The sequence below is a fragment of the Pasteurella bettyae CCUG 2042 genome, assembly GCF_000262245.1.
In the GTDB taxonomy this organism is placed as follows: domain Bacteria; phylum Pseudomonadota; class Gammaproteobacteria; order Enterobacterales; family Pasteurellaceae; genus Basfia; species Basfia bettyae.
In genome coordinates this window covers 30585-45435 of the sequence record NZ_AJSX01000007.1, presented here as the reverse complement: position 1 = coordinate 45435, position 14851 = coordinate 30585, and the positions used below count along the sequence as shown (strand labels likewise).

The 14851-nt window shown below is 36.4% G+C and carries 15 protein-coding genes; 7 read left to right on the top strand and 8 right to left on the bottom strand.

What is annotated here, in order from left to right; all coding sequences use genetic code 11:
- Window positions 1-11: 11 nt before the first annotated feature.
- The 6 genes from HMPREF1052_RS01420 to selD form a co-directional block, all read right to left on the bottom strand.
- Entirely contained in the window at window positions 12-641 is a 630-nt protein-coding gene (locus HMPREF1052_RS01420; protein ID WP_005758933.1) for a homoserine/threonine efflux transporter, read from the bottom strand.
- An 8-nt stretch (window positions 642-649) separates the two neighbouring features.
- Entirely contained in the window at window positions 650-1147 is a 498-nt protein-coding gene (locus tag HMPREF1052_RS01415) for a phosphatidylglycerophosphatase A family protein (RefSeq protein WP_005759052.1), read from the bottom strand.
- A gap of 9 nt (window positions 1148-1156) precedes the next feature.
- Window positions 1157-2152, bottom strand: a complete 996-nt coding sequence (thiL, locus tag HMPREF1052_RS01410; protein ID WP_005758791.1) for a thiamine-phosphate kinase — start codon at window positions 2150-2152, stop codon at window positions 1157-1159.
- Window positions 2153-2177: 25 nt separating this feature from the next.
- On the bottom strand, window positions 2178-2609 hold the full coding sequence (gene nusB / locus HMPREF1052_RS01405; RefSeq protein ID WP_005758926.1) for a transcription antitermination factor NusB: 432 nt from the start codon (window positions 2607-2609) through the stop codon (window positions 2178-2180).
- 11 nt (window positions 2610-2620) lie between these two features.
- Window positions 2621-3091: a 6,7-dimethyl-8-ribityllumazine synthase gene (ribH, locus tag HMPREF1052_RS01400; RefSeq protein ID WP_005759080.1), complete on the bottom strand. Its 471-nt coding sequence runs from the start codon at window positions 3089-3091 to the stop codon at window positions 2621-2623.
- Window positions 3092-3301: 210 nt separating this feature from the next.
- On the bottom strand, window positions 3302-4399 hold the full coding sequence (gene selD / locus HMPREF1052_RS01395) for a selenide, water dikinase SelD (protein ID WP_081484375.1): 1098 nt from the start codon (window positions 4397-4399) through the stop codon (window positions 3302-3304).
- A 162-nt stretch (window positions 4400-4561) separates the two neighbouring features.
- Between selD and HMPREF1052_RS01390 the strand changes: the two genes are divergently transcribed.
- The gene (locus HMPREF1052_RS01390) at window positions 4562-5560 is read left to right on the top strand and encodes a substrate-binding domain-containing protein (RefSeq protein ID WP_040596173.1); all 999 of its coding nucleotides are present in this window, start codon (window positions 4562-4564) and stop codon (window positions 5558-5560) included.
- 65 nt (window positions 5561-5625) lie between these two features.
- On the opposite strand, the gene HMPREF1052_RS01385 is transcribed toward HMPREF1052_RS01390, so the two are convergent.
- A complete protein-coding gene (locus tag HMPREF1052_RS01385; protein ID WP_005759126.1) occupies window positions 5626-6141 on the bottom strand; it encodes a gluconokinase in 516 nt (171 codons plus the stop codon).
- Window positions 6142-6363: 222 nt separating this feature from the next.
- On the opposite strand from HMPREF1052_RS01385, the gene idnD reads away from it, so the two are divergent.
- From idnD to HMPREF1052_RS01370, 3 genes are read left to right on the top strand one after another with little or no spacing between them, the layout of a single operon-like run.
- Entirely contained in the window at window positions 6364-7407 is a 1044-nt protein-coding gene (idnD, locus tag HMPREF1052_RS01380) for an L-idonate 5-dehydrogenase (protein WP_005759037.1), read from the top strand.
- Between the two features lie 10 nt (window positions 7408-7417).
- Window positions 7418-8182 (top strand): gluconate 5-dehydrogenase, encoded by a 765-nt coding sequence (idnO, locus tag HMPREF1052_RS01375; protein WP_005758790.1) that lies wholly within the window; start codon window positions 7418-7420, stop codon window positions 8180-8182.
- A gap of 26 nt (window positions 8183-8208) precedes the next feature.
- Window positions 8209-9558, top strand: a complete 1350-nt coding sequence (locus HMPREF1052_RS01370) for a GntP family permease (protein ID WP_005759173.1) — start codon at window positions 8209-8211, stop codon at window positions 9556-9558.
- An 85-nt stretch (window positions 9559-9643) separates the two neighbouring features.
- Here the strand turns inward: HMPREF1052_RS01370 and HMPREF1052_RS01365 are convergent, their stop codons facing one another.
- On the bottom strand, window positions 9644-10795 hold the full coding sequence (locus tag HMPREF1052_RS01365; protein ID WP_005759056.1) for an MFS transporter: 1152 nt from the start codon (window positions 10793-10795) through the stop codon (window positions 9644-9646).
- Window positions 10796-11054: 259 nt separating this feature from the next.
- Here HMPREF1052_RS01365 and HMPREF1052_RS01360 point away from each other — a divergent pair, with 259 nt between their 5' ends.
- From HMPREF1052_RS01360 to cydD, 3 genes are all read left to right on the top strand, one after another.
- Window positions 11055-11915: a co-chaperone YbbN gene (locus tag HMPREF1052_RS01360; RefSeq protein ID WP_005759181.1), complete on the top strand. Its 861-nt coding sequence runs from the start codon at window positions 11055-11057 to the stop codon at window positions 11913-11915.
- A gap of 72 nt (window positions 11916-11987) precedes the next feature.
- Window positions 11988-12944, top strand: coding sequence for a thioredoxin-disulfide reductase (gene trxB / locus HMPREF1052_RS01355; RefSeq protein WP_005758834.1), 957 nt, complete (start codon window positions 11988-11990; stop codon window positions 12942-12944).
- A gap of 81 nt (window positions 12945-13025) precedes the next feature.
- Entirely contained in the window at window positions 13026-14789 is a 1764-nt protein-coding gene (gene cydD, locus HMPREF1052_RS01350) for a heme ABC transporter permease/ATP-binding protein CydD (RefSeq protein ID WP_005759016.1), read from the top strand.
- Window positions 14790-14851 lie beyond the last annotated feature (62 nt).

Sequence of the window (14851 nt, the reverse complement as noted above, 5' to 3'; positions counted from 1 at the left end):
TATGTAATAAATTAATTCAGCATTTCCACAATGCCAGTATAGGCAAGAATAATGCCGAATAACAAAAAGATTACGCCTGCGATATTATCAATGTAACGACTATATTTGCTATAAAAATTTTTTGCAAATGGTCGTGAGAAAAATAAGGAAATTAAATAAAAATAAACAAAGGTTTCTACCACGATAATACCAAAAGCTAAAAGCACCTGCCAAGTTTCTGTAATATTAACTAAAACTAATGACATCACACTGGCAAAATAAATAATCGCCTTAGCATTCGAAAGATTAACAAATAGACCTTTTAATATCTCTTTTTTAATTGTTGTCGCTTGATTCAGTTCTGCAATAGAAAGCGAATCAAAGGTCACATTAGTACGGCTTTTCACCATCAACATGCCTAAATAGGCAAGATAGCCACCGCCAAGTAACATAACGATGCCATGCAACACAGGCATCGTGGTAAACACAATGGCTAAGCCTAACATTGCGGTAGCTGCCCAAAATGCTACACCCAAGGTAATACCAATTATTCCACAGATGACATTACGTCGAGAATTACTAGCTGCCATACGGCTCACATAAAAGAAATCAGGCCCGGGGGTAATGAGTCCGAAAAAATGCACAATAATTAAATTTAACATATTCACGCTTAATACTGATGAATGAACCAAATCACCATTATCGAATAAATTGCAGCTAATACATCATCAATCATAATGCCAAAACCACTTTCTAATTTATTGTCAAAATAGCGAATAGGGAAAGGTTTTAAAATATCAAATAAACGAAAAATGACAAAAGCTATTAAGCACCATTGCCAATTTATTGCTGGCACAGTTAATAGCACTAACCAAACGGCTACAAACTCATCCCAAACAATCGCACCATGATCATGCACGCCCATATCATCAGATGTTTTTTGACAGAAATAAATACCGATAAAGAAACTGGCTACAGTAAAAATCAGGAAAGCAGTATTGCCCATGAATGAAAGCAAAAATGCACCAATAATGACCGCAACAAAACTCCCCCATGTACCAGGTGCGGGACGAAGTAGCCCACTCCCTAATCCTAAGGCAAAGAAATGGATAGGATTACGTAATGTTACTCGTGATAATACTTCACTTGATGAATTAAAAGATTTCATTAAGTTATCCTATTTAAAATGATCAAAACTCTGAATATCCAATTCAATCTTTTGGTTATATCGTTGTAGTTGAATAGGTTGCAGTGAATTTTGCTGAATAATACGTCCAATACAAGTATAAGGGACATTTAATGGGGTTAAATATTGTTCGAGTTTGGCTTGTTGTTCATCTGAAACGGTAAAACATAGCTCATAATCTTCTCCGCCTTGCAACGCCATACGTTCAGCTTCTTCTCGCCCATAATAAGCTTCCAATTGTGGAGAAATGGGTAAATTTTCTAAATTCAATACCGCACTTTTATGGCTACGCTCAAGAATATGCATCAAATCTCCCATTAATCCATCAGAAAGATCCATTGCTGCATTGGCTAAATAATGCTGTGCTAGCACTTGACCAAATTCAACACGAGGAACAGGGTAAAGATTACGTTGAATGAAAAAATTTTCTTGATTTGCAACCGCACTTTTTCGTCCTTGTTGCCGATCTCTGCTGAGATAAAAGCCTGCCAGTGCATCACCTAACTGCCCTGTCACATAGATCCAATCTTCCACTTTAGCCTGATCACGGCGGAGTGCATAATCGCCTAGAATACCGTGCGCAGTAATAGTAATGGTTGGGATGGGCCCTTTCGTGGTATCTCCACCAATTAATGTCACATTATATTGATTTAATATGTCAAACATCCCTTGGCTAAATTCTGAAAGCCAATATGTATCTATTTTCGGTAAAGTTAAGGCTAATGATACCCAAGCAGGTCTTGCCCCCATTGCAGCAAGATCACTGAGATTTGTTGCTATCGCTTTATAACCTAAAGCTCGAGGAGGAATGTCTGGATAGAAATGCGAGTTTTCAACCATCGTATCAGTGGTGATGGCTAAACGTTGATTAGGTTTCAACTGTGTGATAGCACAATCATCACCGATGGAAAGAATAACATCTGAGCGAGATGGTTGTTTAGACGTAGCAAAATAGTGATTGATTAAGTCAAATTCACCTTCAGCCATAAAAATCCTCACTCAGATTATTTAATTATTTTCGATTTAGTGCGGGTGCTACTTTATCAAGAACACCATTGATATATTTGTGGCTTTCTTCTGCACCAAATGTTTTAGCTAATTCAATCGCTTCATTGATAACGACTTTGTAAGGCACATCTAATTCATATTTAAGTTCATAAACAGCTAAGCGTAAAATAGATTTCTCAATGGGATCTAACTCATCTGAGCAACGATCTAAACAAGGTGCCATCGTACTATCTACGCTTGGTATATTTTCTACCGTTTGGCGGAACAATTTACGGAAATAAGGCATATCAACACCTTTCATATCTTGATCTGTCACAAATGATAGTTCCACAGTTTCTACTGGATTTTGAGAAATATACCAAGAATATAATGCTTGTACCGCACATTCTCTTGCACGACGACGGGGTGATGGACGTTTTTTATTTTGTTCAGTCATGATCGTACCAATTATGCTTTGATTTGATCTAATAAGTTAACCATTTCTAAGGCAACTAAAGCTGCTTCTGCACCTTTATTACCGGATTTTGTACCAGCTCGGTCAATGGCTTGCTCAATATTTTCAGTAGTCAATACACCAAATGCAACTGGAATATTCGCTTCAACCGAAACATGTGCAATACCATTACTTGCACCACCTGCAACATATTCAAAGTGTGCTGTACCACCACGAATTACGGTACCTAATGCAACAATTGCATCATATTGTTTGCTATCAGCCAAACGACGTACAGTTAAAGGCAATTCATATGCACCAGGTACACGTACTAACGTAATATTTTCATCTTTAACTTGACCAATACGTTTTAATGCATCTACAGCACCTTCAACTAAGCTGTCATTAATAAAACTGTTAAAACGAGCTACAACTACAGCAACACGTGCTTTTGGAGCTGCTAAGCCACCTTCTAATACTTTCATGATATATCCTAATTAAAATTGAATGGAATAAATTTGGTTCGAAATTCTATCATAAAAAATCTAATTTTTCAGTATTATTCCGATAATGTTTTAGAGGTGTCGGGATTTTATCTGAACTTTGCCTAATAAGTATTGTTCTGTCACTGAATCATAAAAAAGTGCGGTTAGAATTTCAAAAATTTTAACCGCACTTTAGATGATAATCTGAGATTAATCTTGAATATGAATAATCACAGGATCTTGCTCGTTTTCTCTAGTGCTTAATTCGCCCACTTCACTGAGCTCAATTCCCGCTTTTTTTGCAATTTCAAGCACTTCTTGTTCACCTTCAGGACGAACCGCAATCAGTAATCCCCCCGAAGTTTGCGGATCACACAAGACCGCTTTTTGTAAATCTGTCATTTGACTAATCTTGTGACCATAACTTTCATAATTACGGTTCACTCCACCAGCAAGACAACCTTGTTCAATATAATAGCTTGTACCAGCTAATGTCTTGATTTTATTAAAGTGAACATTTGCAACTAAATTAGCGGATTCACAAACTTCTAGTAAATGCCCTAATAATCCAAACCCTGTCACATCTGTCATGGCAGTAACAGATTCCAATTCTGAAAATTGGCTACCGACTAAATTCATTGTGCACATGGCTTGCGTAGCTAAGCCTACATGCTCAGGCTTTAACTGACCACGTTTTTCTGCCGTAGCTAAAATGCCAATACCAAGTGGTTTAGTGAGATATAGTTTACAGCCAGCTTCCGCTGAAGCATTACGTTTTATTTTCTCTGTTGCCACAATCCCTGTTACAGCCAAACCAAAAATAGGTTCTGGTGCATCAATAGAATGCCCACCAGCAAGAGCAATACCAGCTTGACGACAAGCATAACGCCCACCATCTACAATTTTTTGAGCAATTTCTGCTGGTAATACATTAATTGGAAAACCCAAAATAGCAATTGCCATAATAGGCTTTCCTCCCATCGCAAAAATATCACTGATAGCATTAGTAGCCGCAATACGTCCAAAATCAAAAGCGTCGTCCACGATTGGCATGAAAAAATCCGTGGTGCTAATAATACTGGTACCATTTCCAAGATCATATACTGCCGCATCATCTGCAGTTTCGTTACCCACTAATAAATGCGGATCAACAAATGGTTCTAATTGACTGTGTAAAATTGTCCCTAACACCTTAGGCGAAATCTTACAGCCTCAACCTGCACCATGGCTATACTGGGTCAGTCGAATATTGGATTGTTCAATTTTGTTATCTGGGTCTGACGGAACAGTATTCGCATCATTTTGCATGCTAAGCTCCTTGTTCATGAAATATCATAGATTTATTATACTCTTTTTATAATTTAGGCAAAATCTTAGCTTATTTTAATTATTTATGACTTAGATTAGTTTTTTCCAGCGCCATCATACAGTAGAATAAGAAATATAATAATTTAAATGATAATGTGGATTATGATTAAAAATAAGCGTCCTACCCTACAAGATATTGCAAGCCATTTAGGTATTACCAAAATGACTGTCAGTCGTTATTTGCGTAATCCATCATCTGTTGCAGAAGCCACAGGAAAAAAAATTGCACTGGCTATTGAAGAATTTGGTTATTTTCCCAACCGAGCACCAGATATCCTGTCAAATGCCAAAAGCCATTCTATTGGGGTATTAGTTCCCTCGCTCACCAACCATGTTTTTGCTGATGTTATTAAAGGCATTGAAGAAATCACTGATAAAGCAGGTTATCAAACTATGCTTGCTCATTATGGTTATAGTGAAAAAAAAGAAGAACAACGTATTGAAAGTTTATTATCTTATAATATTGATGGATTAATTCTTTCTGAAAGTCATCATTCAGAACGTACTAATAAAATGCTACAAGTCGCAAATATTCCGGTTATTCAAATTATGGATACTACGGAAATAGGATGCCACCAAGTAATTGGTTATGACAATATTGCCGCAGCACAAGCTATGGTTGAAACTATGATTAAGCGCAATCATCAACATATTGCTTACTTTTCTGTACGTCAAGATAAACGGACCAAATTACGTCAGCAAGGTTATGAAATGGCACTAAAAAAACATAACCTTTCAAGCATTGTCATTAATACGAAAGAACATTCTTCCTTTACATTAGGGGGTAAATTATTACATCAAGCATTACAAGAACACCCTGAGTTAGATGGCATTTTCTGTACGAATGATGACATTGCTATTGGTGCGATCTTTGAATGCCAGCGATTAGGTATTAAGGTGCCAACACAAATTGCTATTGCGGGTTTTCATGGACATAATGTTGGGCAATCTATTACCCCTCAATTAGCGACAGTAATCACTCCACGTTTAGAAATTGGGCGAGTTGCTGCTCGTGAATTAATTCATCGCTTACAAGATATTCCAGCACAAAGCACAATGATTAATCTAGGTTATCAAATTCATTTAGGCGAGAGCATTTAAGCAATAAAAAGTGCGGTGGAAATTCTCAAAAATTTTACCGCACTTTTAATAAAATAATTATATCATTATAAATAAGGTTTCAAGGCAATAGAACAGCGTTCAACCACCTCTTCAAAACTGCCATTGATATCAATTGGAATCACATCCGTTTCTTCTGGACCTGGCACTTCTAATGTAGCAAATTGACTCTTCAACATTTCTTCTTTCATATAATGACCTTTACGTTGACGCATACGTTCAAGAATCAAGTCGAAGCTACCATGAAGAAAAATAAACTTCATATGTTGATTACCTTCACGAATTTGGTCTCGGTATTTTTTCTTCAATGCTGAACAAATAATAATACCAACTTCACTTTTTTGCTCTAAACTAAAGGCCGCATCGCTAATTCGTTCTAGCCAAGGGGCTCGATCCTCATCATTTAAAGGAAAGCCTTGCCCCATTTTGATAATATTTGCTCTAGGATGAAGATCGTCACCATCAATTAATTTAATTCCTAGGCGATGGGCGACCTCTGTACCGATCGAGGTTTTCCCTGTACTGGAAACCCCCATCAAAATAAAACTTTTACCTTGAGACATATAGAACTCCTACCCTCATATCTATTATTAAATAATAGCATACATTCAAATAGTTACCGATAACAATATTTTTTTATTTAATACTATTATTTTTTAACATTATTTATAAATAATTATCATTTATTTGAAGTTGATCACAATTTAAATAGAGTTTTGTTTACGATTTTGCCAAATTAAGATATGTTACCGATAACAATTCAATGTACAAAAAAGGAAAATCTTATGGAAATTAAAACACATTCCTGTGTAGTTAAAGGCCCTAAAGATGTTGATATTATTGAACAAACGGTAAATTATGATGAATCAGATCAAACGCATACCTTGGTGAAAATGATACGGGGAGGAATCTGTGGTTCAGACTTACATTATTATCAACATGGTAAAGTAGGTAATTTTGAAGTTAAGCATCCAATGGTATTAGGCCATGAAATGATTGCCGAAGTGGTTAAAACTAATGATCCGAAATTATATGTCGGTCAGAAAGTAGCAATTAATCCAAGTAAACCTTGTGGCCACTGTAAATACTGTTTATCTAATGAATCTAATCAATGCGAAACGATGCGTTTCTTTGGTAGTGCAATGTATAACCCACATATAGATGGAGGTTACACGCAATTTAAAGTTGTTGATAATGCACAATGTATTGCCTATTCACAAGAAGCAGCTGACGATGTGATGACATTTGCAGAACCTTTAGCGGTCTCAATTCATGCTGCAAAACAACCTGGCGATTTAATCAATAAACGAGTTTTTATTTCAGGTGTAGGGCCAATCGGTTGCTTAACTGTCGCCGCGGCAAAAGCATTGGGTGCCAAAGAAATTGTGGTTGCAGACTTAAGTCAACGCTGTTTAGATATTGCTCTGCAAATGGGAGCCACCAAAGCCTTAAATGCAGCAACCGATGACTTCTCTGAATATAGTGCACACAAAGGTGCATTCGATGTATCCTTTGAAGCTTCAGGGCACCCTTCTTCTCTTGAACGTTGCTTAACTGTAACTCGTGCAAGAGGTCATATCGTACAAATCGGCATGGGAGGTAATGTTCCAGACTTTCCTATCATGACATTAATTGCTAAGGAAATTAATTTAGTCGGCTCATTCCGTTTCACTGAAGAATTTAATACCTCAGTTGAATGGTTGAGTTCAGGTAAAATCAATCCGTTACCACTCTTATCCGCAGTTGTTCCATACCATAATCTAGAACAAGCATTAATTAAAGCGGGTGATAAAACCCATGTTTCCAAGGTTCAGCTTTCATTTGCATAAGGAGAATAAAATGAGTGAGTTATTTTCTTTAAAAAACAAGCGTATTTTAATCACAGGTTCTACTCGAGGCATTGGTAATTTATTAGCTACAGGTTTAGCTGAACATGGAGCAGAAGTAATTATTCATGGTACAAAACTTGAAAATGCGCAAAAAGTCGCCGCTGAATTTGCAACAAAAGGATTCAAAGCTCATGCAGTAGCATTTGATGTGACTAATTCAAAAGCTGCGCAAGAAACTATCGACTATATCGAAAAAGAAATTGGTCCTATTGATGTGCTTGTTAACAATGCTGGTATTCAGCGCCGCCACCCTTTCTGTGAATTTCCAGAAAAAGATTACGACGATGTAATCAATGTCAATCAAAAATCAGTATTTATTATTTCTCAAGCAGTGGCTCGTTATATGGTGAAACGCAAGAGCGGTAAAATCATTAATATTGGTTCAATGCAGAGTGAATTAGGTCGTGACACTATCACACCTTATGCAGCATCTAAAGGTGCTGTGAAAATGTTAACTCGAGGAATGTGTGTTGAGTTAGCTCGTTACAATATCCAAGTCAATGGCATTGCGCCTGGTTATTTTGCAACAGAATTAACTAAGCCATTAGTTGAAAATCAAGAATTTAGTTCTTGGTTATGTAAACGTACACCTGCTGGTCGTTGGGGTGATCCTCGAGAATTAATTGGTGCAGCTGTGTTTTTATCATCATCTGCCTCAAATTTTGTTAATGGTCATTTATTATTTGTTGACGGTGGTATGTTAGCCGCAGTTTAAAATAGAACTATTTTATAAGGAATATTATGTTAATTTTTATTATGTTAGCCTCTATTGCATTACTTCTCATATTAATTATGAAGTTTAAAGTTCATGCATTCGTTGCTTTAATTATTGTCAGCCTATTAACTGCATTTGCTACAGGCATGCCGATTGAAAAAATTTTACCAACCCTACTTAATGGTTTTGGTGGTACATTAGCGAGTGTTGCATTACTGGTTGGTTTAGGTGCCATGATTGGTCGGTTACTTGAAATAACAGGTGGTGCAAAAGTCCTTGCTGATACATTGATTAATAAATTTGGAGAACAAAAAGCGCCTTTTGCTTTAGGTATAGCATCATTAATGTTTGGGTTTCCAATCTTCTTTGATGCCGGTTTAGTTGTGATGCTACCAATCATATTTAGTGTAGCAAAACAATTTGGTGGTTCAGTGATTCGTTATGCCTTCCCAGCCGCCGGTGCCTTTGCAGTTATGCATGCATTCTCAGTTCCCCATCCTGGCCCTGTTGCAGCAGGCGATCTTCTCGGAGCCAACATAGGTTTATTAACCATCGTCGGCTTATGTTGTGCAATTCCAACTTGGTATTTTGCTACCTATTTATTTGGTTTACGTTTAAGTAAAAAATATCATTTAGATTTACCTAAAGCTTTCTTAAATGCAATGCCAATAAACGATACAGCGGTATTAAATCCACCTAGCTTCAAGAAAGTCATCACTATTCTATTATTGCCATTACTACTTATTATGTTAGATACCGTGTTGAATACACTTGCTATCTCAAAAGTTATTGATGGTTCACAAATGTGGGTTGAATCACTACGTTTACTCGGTAAAACGCCTATTGCATTATTGATTACACTAATCGTTGCTATACTCTTATTAAAAGATCAACGAAGCTATGAACAAATTGAAAAAATTTGTGACAGCTCATTAGGTCCTATTTGTGCAATTGTTTTAGTTACTGGTGCGGGTGGTATGTTCGGGGGTGTATTGCGAGCAAGTGGTATCGGTGATGTATTAGCATCAATGCTTTCAGACACGGGAATGCCTGTTATCGTTGCAGCGTTCATTATCTCAACGGCATTACGTATCGCCCAAGGTTCTGCAACTGTAGCATTAACAACAACGGCAGCGTTGATTTCACCATTGGTATCTGCAGATCCTACATTAACTCAATTTGACTTATGTTTTATCGTGATTGCAATTGCTGCAGGTTCAACTGCATTCTCTCACGTAAACGACTCAGGATTCTGGTTGGTCAGCCGTTTCTTAGAAATGGATACTAAAACCACCTTAAAAACTTGGACAGTTCAAGAAACACTTATTGGTATTATTGGTTTCATCATTGCCTTTATCGGTAGCCTAATTCTTTAATTCCGAATCATCTACATAAAAAGTGCGGTAAATTTACCGCACTTTTTTATAACTCGAAAACGCTTAGTTATATTTCACAATAATATTATTTTTTCAAACTCGGATTTTTTAAAAGAAAGGAGAAAACTAAAGCACAAACACTCAGTATGCAAAGTGTTTGTAATGCCATTTGAATCCCATAATGATCTGCTAACCAGCCCACAATTGGTGAAAATATCCCGCCCATAGTAATGCCTAAACCAAGAGTAACTCCAGCCGCGAAACCAACACTTCTAGCTAAATAGCTTTGTCCCAATACGACAATTGGACTATATTGGCTAAAAACACCAAAACCTAGAGGAATTAATAATATAAAAGAAAGCCATAAATTCTCACTACGTGTAAATATCAATAAGCTAGGAACAAGACATAAATAAGCATAACGAATTACTTTAATATAACCCCAACGATCGGCTAATAATCCTCCGATAAAGGTAATCATCACACCAATTGATGAAAATAATGTCAACGCAAAGTTAGCATCAGTCTCTTTCTGAGCCAAAATAGCAATCCAATAGATTGGAATAAAGGCATTTAATACGGTGAAATTAGTCGCTCTAACAAAGATAATCACCGATAGCTTAGCAAAACTCTTCCAATCATTTTGTTGTTGAGAAAGATCGAATTGTTTTTTAGCAACAATCGTTTGTTTGCCTGATATTTTCGGTAATTGAAGATAAATAATCAGTGCAATAATACCATTAATAAAGGCAAATATAGTTAAAGCTTCTGCTCCCCAAATATAGGCAGTGCCAGCAAGTATTGGGCCTATAGCCAAACCACCATTTCCGCCAACGGCAAAAATACCCATCGCTTTGCCTTTTTTATCACCTGACATGCGGTTAATCAAACGAGCACCTTCAGGGTGAAATAAAGCAGAACCTATACCCGCAATCATGGCTAATCCAAATAGACTCCAGTAAGAATGTACAAATCCCATGCCCGCAATACAAAGACCAGAAAGTAACATTCCTGATGGAATTAACCAAGGCATTGAGCGTTTATCAGCCAAATAACCGAAGAAAGGCTGAGCAAGAGACGCTAATGCTGTATTAGCAAAAATAAGCCCTCCCGCCTCTTGATAAGTTAGACCATAAGTTTTAATGAACAGAGGAAGCAACGCTGGCAAAGCACCTTGTGCCATATCCGTGACTAAATGCCCTATGGCAGCTAAATAAATAGCAAATTTATTCTGCATGTTTCCTCCTTCTAATGAAGCATAATGGTCCTATTAAAGTGCGGGTTAAATTAAAAAAATTTATTCAAGGCATCAAATAATATTTAATTTAGATACTATATCCCCATATTGAACAAACATAAATAAGTTTTCATTTATATAAAACATTGTCTAAAAAATATTTTATTCTAATGAATATTTTCCATAGACGAATCTTCTTTTATTCTCTCATTTCTATGTTACAATCAAGCCATTGTTTTCAAATAAAACGAGAGAATATATGGCAGAATTAAAAAAATATCTCATTGATATTACTGAACAAAATCTCACTGAAACCTTGCAACTTTCTCAAGAACATCCTTTAGTACTGGCATTCTACGCCCCTAGTCATCAACCATCTGTTGAATTCACTACATTATTAGAGCGTTATGCAGAGCAATATCAAGGTCAATTTACCCTAGCAAAAGTCAATTGTGAAACTCAACAAGCTATTGTGATGCAATTCCAAATTCGCAATCTTCCAACTGTCTATTTATTTAAAGAAGCACAAGCAATTGATGCATTTCAGAATGTCATTTCAGAAGAAGAGCTTAAACAACGTTTATCAGTGATCTTACCAAAAGAAGAGGAAATTAAATTCAATCAAGCTTTAGATTTCTTGCAAATGGAAGATTATGAGCATGCATTACCTTTATTGAAAGATGCTTGGGAACTCTCAGATCATAAAAATAGTGACATTGCGCTACTCTATGCAGAAACCTATATTGCCATGAAAAAAACTGAACCCGCCACAGAGATCTTAAATAAAATTCCATTACAAGATCGTGATAGCCGTTGGCAAGGTTTACAAGCTCAAATTGAGTTACTTATTAAAGCCTCTGACACACCAGAAATTCAACAATTACAAGCTGACTTCGCTAAAAATCCAAATGCTGAAATTGCTTTAAAATTAGCAATACAATTGCATCAAGCCAATCGTAATGAAGAGGCACTAGGCTTATTATTTGATATTCTCAAACAAGATCTAAATGCTGAAAATGGTGAAGTAAAACAACAATTCTTATCCATTTTATCGGCTATTGGTAATAATGATCCTATTACTAATAAGTATCGCCGATTACTCTATTCGCTATTGTACTAATAGATCTTAGCGCAATAAGCCTCTATAATGCATGAACTTGTCGATAATAATAGTCATCAGGAAAAGAAATTTATGTCAGAGATTAAACATAGCAAATTACTTATTTTAGGCTCAGGCCCAGCGGGATATACTGCCGCGATTTATGCTGCACGTGCTAATTTAAAACCAGTGTTAGTCACAGGTTTAGAACAAGGTGGCCAATTAACTACAACGACTGAAATTGAAAACTGGCCTGGAGACTTTGGTGATACTACAGGCCCGCAGCTGATGCAACGAATGTTACAACACGCAGAAAAATTTGATACCGAAATTGTTTTTGATCATATTAATCGTGTAGATTTCTCTACTCGACCATTCAAATTATATGGAGATGTAAATACTTTCAGTTGTGATGCTTTAATTATTGCAACTGGGGCTTCAGCCCGTTATCTTGGTTTGGAATCAGAAACTGCATATAAAGGTCGTGGTGTTTCTGCTTGTGCAACCTGTGATGGTTTCTTTTATCGTAACAAACCTGTGGCTGTTGTCGGCGGTGGCAATACTGCGGTTGAAGAAGCTCTCTATCTAGCTAATATCGCAAGTGAAGTCCATTTAATTCATCGTAGAGATAGTTTTCGAGCTGAAAAAATCTTAGTAGATCGTTTAAATAAAAAAGTTGAAGAAGGAAAAATTATACTTCACACTCACCGCACTTTAGAAGAAGTTTTAGGTGATAACATGGGCGTAACTGGTGTTCGTTTAAAAGATGTGCAAACGGGTAATACTGAAGACTTTTATTTAGAAGGTGTCTTTATTGCCATTGGTCATGCACCAAATACCGAAATCTTTCAAAATCAACTAGCACTAAATAATGGTTATATAGTTGTAAAATCTGGTCTAGATGGTAACGCTACGGCAACCTCTATTGAAGGTATATTTGCCGCAGGTGATGTCATGGATCACAACTATCGTCAGGCGATTACCTCTGCTGGTACAGGATGCATGGCAGCCCTAGATGCAGAACGCTATTTAGATGCATTGGAATCTTAATTAATTTAATCTTTCTTAAAAACAAAAAAGTGCGGTAAAATTTACCGTACTTTTACTATTTACTTATATACTCAAAAACTTATGGAAAAGTCGCGTCAACGCTATCTTTTTAAATGGCTAGGTGCCCAGCAAAAACCTGTAAAAAAATTACTTAGCCTAAATATTCTCTTAGCTAGCATATCTTCGGTTATTTTAGTCGGACAAACTTGGCTATTAGCTACACTATTAGATCATTTAATTATGCTAAATAGCTCACCTAGAGAATTAATGCCTCTCTTTATCAATTTAATTATTGGTTTTGTTTTACGTGCATTAATTTTATGGATTCGTGAACGCATTGGCTTTAAGTGCGGTCAACAATTGCGAAATATTATCCGTCAGAAAATTCTGAATAAAATTCACCAAGTAGGGCCTGCAACGATCAATAATAAACCTGCTGGTGCTTGGGCTAGCATTATGTTAGAACAAGTAGAAAATTTACATAACTTCTACGCCCGTTATTTTCCTCAACAAATGTTATCAGTCATTGCTCCGATGATCATTTTGATTGCTGTATTCCCCATTAACTGGGCTGCTGGGATAATCTTAATGGCAACTGCCCCATTAGTCCCTGTATTTATGATTATTGTGGGAATCGCAGCCGCTGATAGTAGTCAAAAGAACATGTCTACACTCGCTCGCTTAAGTGCACAATTTTTGGATCGCCTGCGTGGTTTAGAAACTTTACGTTTATTTGATCGTGCAGATGAGCAAACAAACCATATTGAAATTGCCACTGAATCTTATCGAAAAACGACAATGGATGTACTTAAACTTGCCTTTTTATCTTCTGCAGTTCTAGAATTTTTCACATCTATTTCTATTGCGATTATGGCAGTATATTTTGGTTTTAGCTATTTAGGTCAAATTAATTTTGGTTCTTATGGTACAGGTTTAACATTATTTGCAGGATTTTTTTGCTTAATTCTTGCACCAGAATTTTATCAACCATTGCGTGACCTCGGTACATATTATCATGATCGTGCTGCTGCAATAGGTGCTGCTGATGCTATTGTTGAATTTTTAGAACAAGATAATTTAAATACTCAGTCTACACAAACTCGAACATTGCCTATGCAAACGGCAGTAGAAATTGAAGCTGAAAATTTAGTAGTACTTTCTCCGCAAAAACAAGCCTTAACAAAACCATTAAATTTCCGTTTAACACCATTAAGTCATACCGCATTAGTGGGACAAAGCGGTGCGGGGAAAACCTCATTAATGAATGCGCTCTTAGGTTTTCTACCTTATCAAGGCAGTTTAAAAATTAATGGTATAGAATTAAATGAACTCAGCCTAAATGAGTGGAGGCAGCATATTGCCTGGGTAGGGCAAAACCCATTACTACTACAAGGAAGTATTCGTGAAAATTTATTACTCGGCAATATTCAAGCAAATGAGCAAGAAATAAAGCAAGCCTTATCACAAGCAAAAGCGAAAGAATTTACCTATAAATTAGGTTTAGCCAGTGAAATTAAAGACGGTGGCTTTGGGATTTCTGTAGGTCAAGCACAACGTTTAGCTATTGCTCGAGCTTTATTACGCAAAGGATCATTATTGTTATTAGACGAGCCTACTGCAAGCTTAGATGCTCAATCTGAAAATCAGGTATTACAAGCACTTAATCAAATTAGCCAAGGTCAAACTACATTAATGATCACGCACCGTATTGAAGATTTAAAACAATGTGATCAAATTTTAGTTATGCAAAAAGGTGAAATTGTTCAACAAGGGCAGTTTGAACAATTGGAACAACAAGGCTATTTTGCTGAACTATTAGCTCAACGAAATCAAGATATTTCATAGAACAGTTTTAACTCTAGCATTTATAAAAGTGCGGTCAAATTTTAGAAAATTTTAAAGGATAA

Excerpts from the sequence above, each read along its gene's own strand:
- HMPREF1052_RS01420 (WP_005758933.1), bottom strand. The coding sequence starts at position 641 with ATGTTAAATTTAATTATTGTGCATTTTTTCGGACTCATTACCCCCGGG.
- cydD (WP_005759016.1), top strand. The coding sequence starts at position 13,026 with ATGGAAAAGTCGCGTCAACGCTATCTTTTTAAATGGCTAGGTGCCCAG.
- thiL (WP_005758791.1), bottom strand. The coding sequence starts at position 2,152 with ATGGCTGAAGGTGAATTTGACTTAATCAATCACTATTTTGCTACGTCT.
- HMPREF1052_RS01370 (WP_005759173.1), top strand. The coding sequence starts at position 8,209 with ATGTTAATTTTTATTATGTTAGCCTCTATTGCATTACTTCTCATATTA.
- idnO (WP_005758790.1), top strand. The coding sequence starts at position 7,418 with ATGAGTGAGTTATTTTCTTTAAAAAACAAGCGTATTTTAATCACAGGT.
- HMPREF1052_RS01385 (WP_005759126.1), bottom strand. The coding sequence starts at position 6,141 with ATGTCTCAAGGTAAAAGTTTTATTTTGATGGGGGTTTCCAGTACAGGG.
- trxB (WP_005758834.1), top strand. The coding sequence starts at position 11,988 with ATGTCAGAGATTAAACATAGCAAATTACTTATTTTAGGCTCAGGCCCA.
- HMPREF1052_RS01365 (WP_005759056.1), bottom strand. The coding sequence starts at position 10,795 with ATGCAGAATAAATTTGCTATTTATTTAGCTGCCATAGGGCATTTAGTC.
- idnD (WP_005759037.1), top strand. The coding sequence starts at position 6,364 with ATGGAAATTAAAACACATTCCTGTGTAGTTAAAGGCCCTAAAGATGTT.
- HMPREF1052_RS01360 (WP_005759181.1), top strand. The coding sequence starts at position 11,055 with ATGGCAGAATTAAAAAAATATCTCATTGATATTACTGAACAAAATCTC.
- ribH (WP_005759080.1), bottom strand. The coding sequence starts at position 3,091 with ATGAAAGTATTAGAAGGTGGCTTAGCAGCTCCAAAAGCACGTGTTGCT.
- HMPREF1052_RS01415 (WP_005759052.1), bottom strand. The coding sequence starts at position 1,147 with ATGAAATCTTTTAATTCATCAAGTGAAGTATTATCACGAGTAACATTA.
- nusB (WP_005758926.1), bottom strand. The coding sequence starts at position 2,609 with ATGACTGAACAAAATAAAAAACGTCCATCACCCCGTCGTCGTGCAAGA.
- HMPREF1052_RS01390 (WP_040596173.1), top strand. The coding sequence starts at position 4,562 with ATGATTAAAAATAAGCGTCCTACCCTACAAGATATTGCAAGCCATTTA.